Origin of the sequence: Paenibacillus sp. FJAT-27812, from assembly GCF_001273905.1 — a bacterium.
In the GTDB taxonomy this organism is placed as follows: domain Bacteria; phylum Bacillota; class Bacilli; order Paenibacillales; family Paenibacillaceae; genus Pristimantibacillus.
This window is the reverse complement of record NZ_LIGH01000001.1, coordinates 5,872,185-5,884,884: the sequence shown is the minus strand read 5'-3', so window position 1 is coordinate 5,884,884 and position 12,700 is coordinate 5,872,185. Positions and strand designations below refer to the sequence as shown.

Genomic DNA, 12,700 nt, shown 5'->3' with positions numbered 1-12,700 from the left:
GAGAAGAGATCAAATGAGTTTGCAACATGAGAATCAGAAGCTTTGGGAGCATCTCGAGCAGCTTGCAGAGCGATCCGAGGAGCTTGCTGCAGAAGCTTTTCGCAGCGTTGATCGGATAGCGGAGCGAAATCAGTGGAAAGTTATTGAAGCGTTTCAGCGTCATAAAGTAAGTGATTTTCATTTTACCGGCTCAACGGGTTATGGCTATAATGATCGCGGCCGTGAAATTCTCGATCTCGTCTATGCGGACGTGATGGGGGCGGAAGCTGCGATCGTTAGGCCTCATTTTGTGTCCGGCACGCATACGATCAGCTGTGCTTTGTTCGGTGTGCTTCGGCCGTCGGACGAGCTTCTATATGTCACGGGAAGACCCTACGATACCCTTCATAAGGTGATTGGCAAGCCGGGTGACGGAACCGGCTCCTTGCAGGATTGGGGAGTGAAATATTCAGAGGTTCCGTTGCAAGATGACGGAGGTCTTGACTGGGAACGTATCGAGCAATCGATTACAGATGAGACGAAGGTAATCGGGATTCAGCGCTCGCGCGGGTACGATTGGAGAGCTTCTTTTACCGTTGCTGAGATTGCGGAAATTGTCAAACGTGTCAAAGCGCTGAAACCCGATGTGCTTGTTTTCGTTGATAATTGCTACGGTGAGTTTACAGAGCTGTTAGAGCCTACCCAGATCGGCGTAGATTTAATGGCGGGTTCGCTTATCAAAAACCCCGGAGGCGGTTTGGCCGAAACGGGGGGGTATATTGCAGGAACAACTGCTGCGGTAGAGGCAGCGGCATATCGGTTGACTGCGCCTGGCATCGGCGGCGAGGTTGGCGCGATGTTAGGCACGCTTCGCCCTATGTTCCAAGGACTGTTTTTGGCGCCTCACTTGGTGGGACAAGCGATCAAGGGCAGCGTTCTAGCTGCAGCCTTGTTCGAGGAGCTCGGATTTGTAACGAAGCCAAGATGGAATGAGCCTCGAACCGATCTTATTCAAGCAGTCCGTTTCGGACAAGCAGAGCATTTGATCGCATTCGTGCAAGGCATCCAGCAGGCGGCGGCGGTAGATTCCCATGTCATGCCTGAACCTTGGGACATGCCCGGTTATGAGAATGCCGTTATAATGGCGGCAGGTACGTTCATTCAAGGCGGCAGTTTGGAGCTGTCAGCTGACGCGCCTATACGTGAACCTTACATTGCATATATGCAAGGCGGCCTTACTTACGCTCATGCAAAATACGGTGTTCTAACTGCGTTATATCGGCTCGTGGATAGCGGTTTAATTGTGATTAAACCTTACATAACTTGACACGTTTGCGTTGTAACATATAGAATGGACATATAAATGAGCGACTGGAAGGTTGATGCGACATGGCTGATGATATTCGCAGAAATATGGCCTTATTCCCTATCGGCATCGTGATGAAGCTGACGGATTTAACGGCAAGGCAAATCCGGTATTACGAGCAGCATGAATTGATCGTACCTGCAAGGACGGCAGGAAACCAACGGTTATTTTCGTTTAATGACGTAGAACGGCTTTTGGAAATAAAATCATTGATCGAGAAGGGCGTTAACATCGCTGGCATCAAGCAAGTGATGAATCCGGTATCGAAAGAGTCGGATGACGCAACGATCGTCAGCGAGCAATCGGAAGTGAAGCGCCGCGAGCTTTCCGATCAGCAGCTGCACCGTTTGCTGAAGCAGCAATTGCTTGAGAAAAGGCCGGGTCAAGCGTCGCTTATTCAAGGTCAGTTGACCCGTTTCTTAAATAAGCGCTAGTTTTACTTTTATAACCCATGATTCGCAAACTAAGGAGATGATTCTGTGAGTTACACTAAAGACGATATTAGACGTATAGCACAGGAACAAAATGTTCGGTTTATCCGTTTGCAGTTTACGGATCTACTTGGAACGATTAAAAACGTTGAAATTCCAGTCAGCCAGCTTGAGAAAGCTCTTGACAACAAAATGATGTTTGACGGTTCATCCATCGAAGGTTATGTACGTATTGAAGAATCAGACATGTACTTGTACCCCGACTTAGATACTTGGGTTGTATTCCCATGGGTAACACAAGATCGCGTTGCCCGTTTGATTTGTGACATTTATATGCCAGACGGAACGCCGTTTGCCGGAGATCCGCGCGGTATTTTGAAACGTGCCTTGAAGGAAGCGGAAGAGCTTGGCTACACAGCAATGAACGTTGGTCCAGAACCGGAATTTTTCTTGTTCAAAACCGATGAGCGCGGCGAGCCGACAACAGAGCTTAATGACCAAGGCGGTTACTTTGACCTCGCGCCGATGGATATGGGTGAAAACTGTCGCCGTGAAATCGTGCTGACGCTTGAGGAGATGGGCTTTGAAATTGAAGCTTCCCACCATGAGGTAGCACCGGGACAACATGAAATCGACTTTAAATATGCAGATGCGATTAAAGCGGCTGACCAAATTCAAACGTTTAAGCTAGTGGTAAAAACAGTTGCACGCGAGCATGGCTTGCATGCATCGTTCATGCCAAAACCGTTGTTCGGCGTAAATGGTTCCGGTATGCACTGCCACCAATCGTTGTTCCAAGGCGAAACAAACGTGTTCTACGATGAGAAGGACAAGCTGGGCCTTAGCACGGTTGCCCGTCAGTACATGGCTGGTATTTTGCTTCACGCTCGTGCGATGGCAGCTATTACGAACCCTACAATCAATTCATACAAACGTCTTGTTCCAGGCTACGAAGCGCCTTGTTATGTCGCTTGGTCTGCAAGCAACCGCTCGCCAATGATTCGGATTCCAGCTTCACGCGGTCTTAGCACGCGCGTAGAGGTTCGTAATCCAGATCCGGCGGCTAACCCATATTTGGCTCTTGCTGTGATGCTAAGAGCAGGTTTGGACGGCATTCAGAACAAGCTTCCGTTGCCGGCTCCAACAGACCGAAACATCTACATCATGACAGAGGAAGAACGTCAGGATGCTGGTATTCCAAGCTTGCCGCTTGATTTGAAGGAAGCTCTTGATGAAATGCTAAGAAGCGACATCGTTTGCGATGCACTAGGCGACCATGCGCTTGCACACTTCTACGAGCTGAAAGAAATCGAGTGGGACATGTACCGCACGCAAGTTCACCAATGGGAACGCGATCAGTATTTGACTCTTTACTAAATCTAAAATTTTTGATACCGAAATGTAGAGTACCCCTTAAAATAAGCAATGAAAGAACCGATTGGTTTTTCCATTGCTATTTAAGGGGTTTTTAATTGGAATAAATGAAAACCCGAAAGATACACCATTTTAAATGGTGTCTGTCTTTCGGGTTTTGTTTTCTAATCCGGCAGAGTCGGCATTGTTGTCACTTGAACTTTGATGATCATTTTGAAAAAAGGAAGTGAGCCATGCGGCAAGCTGTTTTTGAGCGTGGCTTATAAACCGGTCAGAGCGATATACGAGCACCAAATGGCGGAAAGGGGGGCGGTTTATGATCGGAATGGACACAAGGCCGGATTGGACTGTTACGCCTCTGAGAAGATGCTCAGGTTGGACGGTGGCCCCTATGCCTGCTCGGACGAGCTGCAGCAGCGACGTAGCAGAGCTTGTCTCCATGACGGTAGAGAGTGAGAAGCCTAGCTCCCTGCATGCTTCCTCCACCAGATCGCGGCCTAGATAACCAAGCGGGTACATGACGAGCGGAATATGCTGAAGCTCCTGAAGCTCGATTTGTTTTCTGTCAGCTAAAGGATTTGTAGAGCATACCAGCAAATGGTATGGTTCTGAACCAAGCGGCATTTGAATAAGCCTGGGGTCAGGAGCGCTTTTTAAGCCGATGCCGATGTCCACATTGTTGCTGAGAACCTCTTCTTGGACGCGGATTGTGGAAAAGGCTTGCAGTTGAATGGATGGATATTTCTCATGAAAATAGATGAACAACGGAACGAGCTGGAAATCGAGATCCGAAGGAAGAACGCCAAGGCGGATGTTTCCTCGTTCACCAGCCAGCAATTCGAGTATCGCATTTTTGGCGTCTTGCTCCGCTTGAATCATTTTTCCGCCATGCAAGCGCAGCAGCTCGCCGGCTTCGGTTAACACTATTTTTTTGCCGATACGATCGAAGAGCGGCATGCCAAGCTCACCTTCAAGCACTCTGATTTGCTGGCTGAGCGTAGGCTGACTGATGCCAAGACGATCGGCTGCTTTTGTAAAGTGCAGATGCTCGCATACAGCCATAAAATAGTGAATATGCCGAGTGTCCATGAGCTCGCCCCCCAATGATAGTTTATTGCTATTATAATAATAGAAATAATAGTATTGATCAATGTAATTAGGGTCACTATACTCAGAGTACACAAGGCGTTTAAACAGAGACAGGAGAGAGAGAATGATGCGAACGTTTTATTTACTTTTTGCCCTATTTTTAGCTTCCTTAAATTTGAGGCCTGCGATAACCTCCGTAGCTCCACTATTGGATACCATACAGTCAACGCTTGGCATGAGCGGTCTTGCAGTAAGCCTGTTAACGACGCTTCCGGTATTATGTATGGGAATATTTGCGCCGCTGGCGACCCGTATTCGTGATTGGTTAGGACTGGAGCGTGCGATTTTTTCGGCTCTTCTTCTTATTACGGCTGCAACTGCGCTGCGAGGACTTTATAGCTCAGTTACGATACTGATCTTGACCGCGTTTATTGCCGGCATCGGAATCGGACTTGCGGGCCCTATGCTGTCAGGTTATATTAAAAAGCATTTTCCGAGCAAGCCGGGTGTTGTGAGCGTTTATTCCGTATCCATGACAGTAGGCGCTGCGATCGCTTCTGGGCTTTCCATCCCTATCTACACGCGGAGCAATCATAGCTTGACAATTACGCTTGCATGCTGGGCTGTGCTCGGTGTACTGGCTTTGGTTTTTTGGGTAGCACTATTGCAGCGCAAGAACAACGAGGAGCAGCAGCAGCAGGAGGAGCATTCACGGCTGCCGCTCAAAAATAAAAGGGCACTGCTTTTAACGCTCTTCTTTGGCCTAATGGCTTGTATGTTCTATTCGATAACGGCGTGGATCGCACCGATTGCGCAAAGTCTCGGTTACAGTAAAACGAGCGCCGCGATGATTCTTACTGTCTTTACCATCATGCAGATACCGGTCTCGATGACATTGCCTGCAATCGTATCGCGTTTTGGTAATCGGAAATTATTTCTTGTCTTATGCAGCTTGTGCGAGCTTGTTGGCGTGCTGATGCTTTTATTTCATTTGCCGATTATGGTTGCAGTCGTATTTCTTGGCATTGGAGCCGGCGGCTTGTTCCCGCTAGCTTTAATGCTTCCGATCGTTGAGACAAAAACTGCCAAGGAAGCAGGCGCTTGGGCGGCGATGTCACAATGCGGCGGCTACCTCATAGGTGCAATGGGACCGCTCGTCATAGGATTGATCCATGACAGCAGCGGCAGCTTCACATTAGCTTTTGTCACGATGATTGCCGTTATTCTTATTATGATCAGTGTTCAGCTTCTAATAAGCAACGGCGAGGAGCCAAAAAGGCCGTAAGAACGGTTAGATAATATGTATGGCGTGCTGGAGATCCACTTTAATAAATTCATGTGACAGCTATATACACGCTTTAAAGCAGGCATCACCATTTCTCTGGGGAGAATTTGGCTAACTGCTTTGAAGGGTGTATTTTTTTTGTTTCACAACAGTACTAGATAGAGTTAGTACTATTCGGTTGGCCGATGTGTTGGTATATTCAATTCAGAAGTTATCGAGACCACATTCAAATGAATCGTATAGATAAACGAGCTTATTTATTGGAGAGTGAACAGCATGATACAAGCTAGCATGGAAATGTGCAAGACGGATAACATCTACGTGTTGCTGTCCGATACGGGTACTATTTTTACAAGGCTGATTAAAGGGTTTACGGGTGCGCCATACAATCATGCTTCACTCGTCCTGGATGAAAACCTGCATGAAGTATTTAGCTTCGGACGAAAAAAAGCAAACAATCCTTTACTTGCGGGTTTCGTTAGGGAAGATATGTATGAAGGGACCTTTCGCCATTTTCCCCATACACGATGTGCTTTGCTTCGAATAGCTGTCAGCGCGGAGCAGCGTGCTAATTTGATTCAAACCATTCGTGATTTTGAAAAGAACAAACATCTTTACAGCTACAATCTGATTGGATTGTTTGGCGTGCTGCTGGATATGGACCTACAGCCTGTCCACTCCTATTTTTGTTCACAGTTCGTGGCAGAAACGATGACTAAGAGCGGCATTCCCTTGTGGGAGCGTCCTTCGGCGCTGGTCACGCCAAATGATTTTTTAAACCATCCTCTGTTTCAAGTCCTTTATGAAGGGCCGTTGTACGACTATCCGCTGCTTAACCGTCAAAGGCTTGGTAATCACGCAAAAACAAAGTGGTCGTTAAACCAGCTGCTGAAGCGGGCGATGTAAGGTTTCTGCAACAAAATTGACTTAAAACGAATGATCATTTATCATACCTGCATGAGACATAAAGACGAGAATAAAAGCGAAGCAATCTTTCAAGCGACGATACAGCTTTTGAACGAAATCGGATTTGCCGACATCTCCATGTCAAAAATCGCTAAGCGAGCGAACGTATCATCATCAACGATTTATGTTTATTTTGAAAATAAGGAGGACATGCTCCTAAAGCTTTATTTGAATGTTAAAGAAAAGATGAGTCAGCAATTGGTGCAAAATATCGACGATTCAACTCCTGTCAAGGATGGTTTTGCAACCGTCATGAGAAATTTATTGGATTTCACGCTAAGCAATAAGGAATACTTTTTGTTTTTAGAACAATTTTCAACTTCGCCGCTGCTTGATAAGCTCTGTCTAGAGGACACAGCATGGATGTTTCAATCCTTGCGGTCTTTTGCCTTGAGAGGGCAGCGCGAGAAATTGTTGAAACAGGCAGACATCAATCTCTTGTTGACCTTCTGTTATTTCCCTGTCATTCAGCTGGCCAAGGCACATTTCAAAAAGGAAAATGAAGCGAATCAGCAAAATCTTGATGTCATTATCCAAATGAGCTGGGACGCAATAAAGGTATAATTTCGGAGGCTGGAACTTAGGGAGGAGGGGGCAGCTGCCCTCACCCTCCATGAATGAGATTTAAAATCTTCTGTATGATGGCCTATACCTGCCATGAAATCCGCCCCTGGCGCCATGAAAGCCCCCTCCAGGACCCCCATGAAATCCGGAGGATGGTACGCCATGAAAGCCCCCGCCGCCAGAAAAGCTGCCTCCGCCAAGCCATGGTCCTCCAAAGGTGCCTATTGGAAAGGGAATGGGAACTGGGAGCACTTCCGGATAGGGGTAGGGATACGGGTACTGATAAGGGTAGGGATATGGGTAAGGTGGCGGGTAGGGATAAAACGGGGGTTGCTGCGGTCCGAATGCCATCAAGTATACCTCCAATTATTCGTTTAATAAGAACAGCCTATGCTTGGAGCGATGCCTATGTAACTTGCCCATCTTCATTTCGGCATGTTATCTGAAGTGGAGCATTTTCATACATATAAATGTAAGCTTGCTTTGATGCTGGATATAGACTGCATACAAAAAGACCCATAACATGGGTCTTTTTTGGTTTCAATATTATGAAAGCTGAATGTTTGAATTAATAGCCGCCGAAGCCAAAGCCACAGCTGCACGCGATAATCACCAATAAGATGAACAAAACTAAAATGGTGCCTAGATTTGTAAAAGCCCCACCAACAAAACCGGACATTTTCAATGCACCTCCTTATTTGTTGAATACCATATAGGTTATGCGGGATAAACGCCGGGTGATTGGGTGTTTGTCATACAGATGCGTATGCATCGATTCAGCCTCTTCTTATGTACATTTGCTTCGTTTAATGGATATCACGGAAAAGCCCGATGACTTTGCCTAGAATCGTAACATTTTGGAGTAGAATCGGCTGCATCGTGGAGTTTTCTGGCTGCAAGCGAATGTGATTCTTCTCTTTGTAGAAAGTTTTTACCGTAGCTTCATCGTCTTCAGTCATCGCTACAACGATTTCTCCGTTATTAGCGGTTTGCTGCTGACGGACAATAACGTAATCACCATCGTGAATACCGGCTTCGATCATGCTCTCGCCCATGACGTTCAAAATGAATACGCTGCTGTCTCCAACAAAATGGGAAGGAAGCGGGAAGTATTCTTCGATGTTCTCGGTGGCAGTTATCGGCACGCCTGCAGTAACTTTACCTACGATAGGTACTTTAGCTACAGAAAGGGGAATAATGCCGTCTACGCCTTCTTGATCTAAAATTTCAATAGCACGCGGTTTAGTGGGATCTCGGCGAATTAGCCCTTTCTTCTCCAAACGGTCCAAATGACCGTGAACGGTTGAACTGGATAACAATCCAACAGCTTCGCCGATTTCTCGAACGGAGGGTGGATAGCCTTTCTCCCGGACTTCATTCTTTATAAATTCAAGAATTGAATGTTGTCGGTTAGAAATCTTCGACACTGTGATCACTCCATTAGTAGATTTGTAGCAAATTATAACATAGAACCGGAGTTCGTACAAACATAAGTTCTTAAGTACAGAAGTTCGTATTTTTTCGTTGACACCAAACGTCTGTTCGTGTAATCTAAAAACAGAACAAACGTTTGGGGTGCTGAAAAATGATAACTAGTCCAAGCTTTTATAGAACGATACACAAACAAGAAACAGGCAAAGCAGTGGTTCTCGGCCACTTGGTCAAACGGTTGATGAAGAAGCATACAGCTAAGATCATCGTTTGCACGGCCGTGTTCGCACTATTGTTTACTAGCTTTCTAATGATAGGAACATATGCATCCGGCAATCATCCGGCAGAAGCAGCAGTCAATGAGCATGTGGTAACCGTACATTCTGGGGATACACTGTGGGGTATTGCGCAGCAGTTTACGGATGGGAAGCAAGATATTCGATATATCATTTATTTAATTCAAGATCGTAATGATTTACAATCTTCTGAGATTATGCCGGGCCAGAGGTTAATTATTCCTAGCATTTAAGCTGAATTTCATTTACAATTAATAGAAAGTTTTAATTATAAATAGCTTTCTGAATCAAGTAGATCAGTGGACTCTACTTCATTTGGAAAGTTTTTTTGTTTGAACTGCAGGGTTCGTGCTTTGCTTGTTCGTCTATTGGTGGGGGACTGAAAGGAGAGGCTGAATTGTTACGTGTTGAAGAGTTATCCCATTCCTTCATAAATGGGAATGAAGCGACTGCAGTATTGCAGAATATTAGCTTCGATGTACATAAGGGTGAAATGATTGCGTTATTAGGTAGTTCCGGCTCTGGTAAATCTACACTGCTTAATTTAATGGCGGGCTTGATGAAGCCAACGGAAGGACAAATTTTCATTGCAGACCACAATATCGTTACGATGAACGAAAACAAATTGGCTGAGTTTAGGCGCAAGCATATCGGTTTTATTTTTCAAGCGTATGAGCTTATTGCAAATTTGACGGTACGTGAAAATGTTGAGCTGCCGCTAGTGTTCCAATCCATTCATCCATCCATTAGAAAAAAAAAGGCGCTTGCTTTGCTTGAGCAGGTGGGGATTCCGGATAAGGCGGAGTTGTTTCCGTCGCAGCTCTCAGGCGGTCAACAGCAGCGTGTCAGTATTGCCCGCTCTTTGATCACTGAGCCTTCGGTCATTTTTGCGGACGAGCCTACGGGTAATTTGGATACAAAAACCGAGGAAGAAATTATTATGATCTTGAAGCGATTGAACAAAACGATGGAAACGACGTTTATCATCGTCACGCATGAACGTGAGGTTGCCGCCCAAACGGAAAAAATTATTTCGCTTCGGGATGGGTATCTGGTGACGGAGCAAGAGTCCGCTCGAGAAAGTATGCTTGCGGGGGTGCCACAAAATTGAGAATAAGTGATATTACACGATTATCATGGGATCAAGTGAAGCGCAGAAAGGTCGTAACCGCACTTTGCGCAGCAGGTATATCCATAGGCTGTGCCGCCATTATTGTTGCGATGAGCATTGGAGAGTCCGCCCAGGTTTATGTCGAGCAGCAAATGAACAGCTATTTGAAAATGGATGAAATTACGGTAACGGCAAATACGGGCGCCCAAGCAGTGGGCAATAAACCTTCATCCGAGAGTGAAAGCGAATCGTTAAAGCAAGGTAAATTGACGCAGCAAAAGCTGGATATAATGAGGAAAATTCAGCATGTGACGGCTGCCGCACCATTTCAGCAGCTTGATTACATGGAGCTGACGACATTAGACGGGCTTATCTCGCAAAATCAAACCCAATTGATCGGCACGGATCTGGAGGTTCTAACGGATTTCGGGCATAAATTTTTGCAAGGGGGACCTTCAGACCTTGAGGATACGATCGTGCTAAGCTATGGCGCAACGATGGGTCTTTTTGACGAAGTAACCAAACAGAATATGCAAGATCAAATAAACGCGAATCCTTACGATGATGCGGTGTATGAGCAATATCAAAACTTAAACAAAATTCCCACCCCCTTATATCAGAAGCAAATTCAGTTTCGCTATTACTCTGCAGATGGACAGATTCTAACCAGGCCGCTGCGAGTCGTAGGCGTACTGAAAAAACCAACTGGCGTCAAAGATGACCAGATCATGTATGACAAGAAGGGCTACATTTCCATTGCAACAGCGGAGCTGCTTAAGAAAGAGCTCAAAATGCGAGGAGATGAACAGGAATCCTATAATTCCATTATTGTGAAGGTTGATAATCAATCCAATATCGAGCAGGTCGAGCAGCAGCTCAAAAAGCTTGTAGTCTCCACGCAAACCAATTTATTTCAAAAGGAACGGCTTGCAAATGAGTTTAAAATAATAAAAGCAGCTGCTCTTGGCATCGGTGTTTTTATTCTTATTATCGCTTCGATATCTATCGTCGTTGCGATGACGATGTCTACCTACCAGAGGCGAAGGCAAATTGGCATTATGAAGGTGCTTGGCGCTAACCTTGCCCAAATTCGAAATATGTTTATTGTAGAAGCGGCCTTGCTGGGGCTGCTTGGCGGATTGCTCGGCGTACTATTTTCATACTGGATCGTTTGGGGCATTAACGGTCTTATAACGAATTTATCCGGTGAGCAGGATTCGGTTATTATTTTTATTCCGCTATTAACGATACCCATTGGCATGGCGTTCGCGCTTGCTACCGGCATTTTCTCAGGTATTTACCCCGCGGTGAGCGCATCTCGTACAGATGCTTTGACAGCGATTAGACGTGATTAATTTAGAGTATAAGAAGGAGCTTAAAGATGAAGAAGAAAATAAAGTGGGGAATCATTGGACTTGTTATTATTGGAATTAGCTTTGTTTTATATAGAATGGGAAATCCGACCAAGCTTGTAGAGATAACGTCAGACTCGCAGCCTATTGCCTTTCAAGTAACGAAAGAAACGATTGCGAATAAGGTTGAGGTGAAAGGAAAGTCATTGTATGAGCAAGAAACGCTTGTATATGCCCCTTATGGCTCTAAAGTGACTGAATGGGCAATCGAAGACGGTCAGCAGGTGAAGAAAGGCGATGTGCTGTTTAAACTCGATCAAACTGCTGTGCAAAACGAGATTTTGCAAGCGGAGGCGGCTTTACATAAGGCTAGCCTTGAGGCTGACCTGAACGACTATTTGAGTCAGGTGGATGATGAAGCGAACCCGTTAGAATCGACAGAAGAAGCACGCAAAAAACTGCTTGTAACGAAGGAAATCGCTCGTTTGACGAAGGAATTGAATGAAGTGACTTCGAGCATTCAAGCCAAAGAGCTGCTAGTGAAGAAGAATAAGCTGAAAGAGTCGAGCCTCCGCTCGCCGGCTACGGGCATCTTTTTGTTCGACAATGCTAACAAACGGCCACAGGCTTTGGCGGATAATGAATATGTGGGCAAGGTTGTTGATTTAAATAAGCTGCAATTCATCGCATTAGTTGGAGAGCAGGACGTATTCCGCATTAAGCCAGGCATGCCCGTCCAAGTGAAGATGAACGCGATGAAGGATCTGAAGCTTACAGGGAAAGTGCTGAGAGTATCAAAATTTGCGAAAACAGGGACGGATCAGAACAACCTAAATCAAGCTGCTCAGTTCGAGGTGGTAATCGTTCTAGAGCCTAGCGAGTATTTGATAGCGGGTTTAAGCTTGAATGGTGCCATTGAGACCGAACGCAAAGAAAATACGACTGCTGTACCATCGATAGCGATCATTCGCGAAAAGGATAAACATTTTGTTATGCTGGATTCCGGAAATGGCCAGTATGAAAGAAAGGAAATAAAAATTGGTCTTGAAACGCCGGAACTCACTGAAGTTCTTGAAGGGCTGAAGGTTGGCGATCAGGTCTTTTTGCAATAATAGCTCTACAATAATTGAATCCTTTAAATATGAAGCCTCTATGATTCCTTGACAATTGAACGTTGAAAATGTCAAAGTATAGTGTAGAGGTTTTTTCATCATGAGAGGAGTAGAGCAAGTAATGGAATTTTCGAAAATAATTGAACGTATTAACGAGCTAGCTCGTAAAAATAAATCGGTAGGCTTAACCGATGAAGAAATGGCTGAAAGAGATGAACTGCGCAAGCAATATTTGACCAACTTCAAAAACAATTTTCGCCAGCAGCTGGAAACGATTGAAATTGTGGATGACAGCGACAAAAACATCAAGCACTAACCAACGACAGTCATACTCATTTAATAGC

At 45.4% G+C, this 12,700-nt stretch carries 13 protein-coding genes; 11 read left to right on the top strand and 2 right to left on the bottom strand.

Going from position 1 to position 12,700, the window contains the following annotated elements:
* Nucleotides 1-13: 13 nt before the first annotated feature.
* The 3 genes from ADU23_RS25070 (at nt 14) to glnA (ending at nt 3,153) form a co-directional block, all read left to right on the top strand.
* Nucleotides 14-1,306 (top strand): methionine gamma-lyase family protein, encoded by a 1,293-nt coding sequence (locus tag ADU23_RS25070; protein ID WP_053376248.1) that lies wholly within the window; start codon nt 14-16, stop codon nt 1,304-1,306.
* Between the two features lie 62 nt (nt 1,307-1,368).
* Nucleotides 1,369-1,779 (top strand): MerR family transcriptional regulator, encoded by a 411-nt coding sequence (locus ADU23_RS25065; RefSeq protein WP_053376247.1) that lies wholly within the window; start codon nt 1,369-1,371, stop codon nt 1,777-1,779.
* Between the two features lie 45 nt (nt 1,780-1,824).
* Nucleotides 1,825-3,153, top strand: coding sequence for a type I glutamate--ammonia ligase (glnA, locus tag ADU23_RS25060; protein WP_053376246.1), 1,329 nt, complete (start codon nt 1,825-1,827; stop codon nt 3,151-3,153).
* 129 nt (nt 3,154-3,282) lie between these two features.
* On the opposite strand, the gene ADU23_RS25055 is transcribed toward glnA, so the two are convergent.
* Nucleotides 3,283-4,239 carry a LysR family transcriptional regulator gene (locus tag ADU23_RS25055; RefSeq protein ID WP_063846100.1) on the bottom strand — a complete coding sequence of 319 codons (957 nt, stop codon included), beginning with the start codon at nt 4,237-4,239 and terminating at the stop codon, nt 3,283-3,285.
* 127 nt (nt 4,240-4,366) lie between these two features.
* Here ADU23_RS25055 and ADU23_RS25050 point away from each other — a divergent pair, with 127 nt between their 5' ends.
* The 3 genes from ADU23_RS25050 (at nt 4,367) to ADU23_RS25040 (ending at nt 7,054) form a co-directional block, all read left to right on the top strand.
* On the top strand, nt 4,367-5,524 hold the full coding sequence (locus ADU23_RS25050; protein WP_442950659.1) for an MFS transporter: 1,158 nt from the start codon (nt 4,367-4,369) through the stop codon (nt 5,522-5,524).
* Between the two features lie 297 nt (nt 5,525-5,821).
* Nucleotides 5,822-6,430: a hypothetical protein gene (locus ADU23_RS25045; protein WP_053377818.1), complete on the top strand. Its 609-nt coding sequence runs from the start codon at nt 5,822-5,824 to the stop codon at nt 6,428-6,430.
* 30 nt (nt 6,431-6,460) lie between these two features.
* Complete coding sequence (locus ADU23_RS25040) at nt 6,461-7,054, top strand: TetR/AcrR family transcriptional regulator (RefSeq protein WP_053376244.1); 594 nt, start codon at nt 6,461-6,463, stop codon at nt 7,052-7,054.
* Between the two features lie 806 nt (nt 7,055-7,860).
* Here the strand turns inward: ADU23_RS25040 and lexA are convergent.
* A complete protein-coding gene (gene lexA / locus ADU23_RS25030; RefSeq protein ID WP_053376242.1) occupies nt 7,861-8,481 on the bottom strand; it encodes a transcriptional repressor LexA in 621 nt (206 codons plus the stop codon).
* A gap of 158 nt (nt 8,482-8,639) precedes the next feature.
* Here lexA and yneA point away from each other — a divergent pair, with 158 nt between their 5' ends.
* The 5 genes from yneA to ADU23_RS25005 all read left to right on the top strand — a co-directional run bounded on the left by yneA (nt 8,640) and on the right by ADU23_RS25005 (nt 12,672).
* Nucleotides 8,640-9,014, top strand: a complete 375-nt coding sequence (gene yneA, locus ADU23_RS25025) for a cell division suppressor protein YneA (protein ID WP_053376241.1) — start codon at nt 8,640-8,642, stop codon at nt 9,012-9,014.
* Nucleotides 9,015-9,178: 164 nt separating this feature from the next.
* Nucleotides 9,179-9,892, top strand: coding sequence for an ABC transporter ATP-binding protein (locus ADU23_RS25020; RefSeq protein ID WP_053376240.1), 714 nt, complete (start codon nt 9,179-9,181; stop codon nt 9,890-9,892).
* Entirely contained in the window at nt 9,889-11,247 is a 1,359-nt protein-coding gene (locus ADU23_RS25015) for an ABC transporter permease (RefSeq protein WP_053376239.1), read from the top strand. Before ADU23_RS25020 ends, ADU23_RS25015 begins: the two co-directional genes overlap by 4 nt.
* Nucleotides 11,248-11,273: 26 nt before the next feature.
* Complete coding sequence (locus tag ADU23_RS25010) at nt 11,274-12,356, top strand: efflux RND transporter periplasmic adaptor subunit (protein ID WP_053376238.1); 1,083 nt, start codon at nt 11,274-11,276, stop codon at nt 12,354-12,356.
* A gap of 121 nt (nt 12,357-12,477) precedes the next feature.
* A complete protein-coding gene (locus ADU23_RS25005) occupies nt 12,478-12,672 on the top strand; it encodes a DUF896 domain-containing protein (RefSeq protein WP_053376237.1) in 195 nt (64 codons plus the stop codon).
* Nucleotides 12,673-12,700 lie beyond the last annotated feature (28 nt).

Bases quoted from the DNA above. Each gene is read 5' to 3' on its own strand.
- ADU23_RS25070 (WP_053376248.1), top strand. From the start codon at position 14: ATGAGTTTGCAACATGAGAATCAGAAGCTTTGGGAGCATCTCGAGCAG.
- ADU23_RS25065 (WP_053376247.1), top strand. From the start codon at position 1,369: ATGGCTGATGATATTCGCAGAAATATGGCCTTATTCCCTATCGGCATC.
- ADU23_RS25055 (WP_063846100.1), bottom strand. From the start codon at position 4,239: ATGGACACTCGGCATATTCACTATTTTATGGCTGTATGCGAGCATCTG.
- ADU23_RS25050 (WP_442950659.1), top strand. From the start codon at position 4,367: ATGCGAACGTTTTATTTACTTTTTGCCCTATTTTTAGCTTCCTTAAAT.
- ADU23_RS25045 (WP_053377818.1), top strand. From the start codon at position 5,822: ATGTGCAAGACGGATAACATCTACGTGTTGCTGTCCGATACGGGTACT.
- ADU23_RS25040 (WP_053376244.1), top strand. From the start codon at position 6,461: ATGATCATTTATCATACCTGCATGAGACATAAAGACGAGAATAAAAGC.
- yneA (WP_053376241.1), top strand. From the start codon at position 8,640: ATGATAACTAGTCCAAGCTTTTATAGAACGATACACAAACAAGAAACA.
- ADU23_RS25010 (WP_053376238.1), top strand. From the start codon at position 11,274: ATGAAGAAGAAAATAAAGTGGGGAATCATTGGACTTGTTATTATTGGA.
- ADU23_RS25005 (WP_053376237.1), top strand. From the start codon at position 12,478: ATGGAATTTTCGAAAATAATTGAACGTATTAACGAGCTAGCTCGTAAA.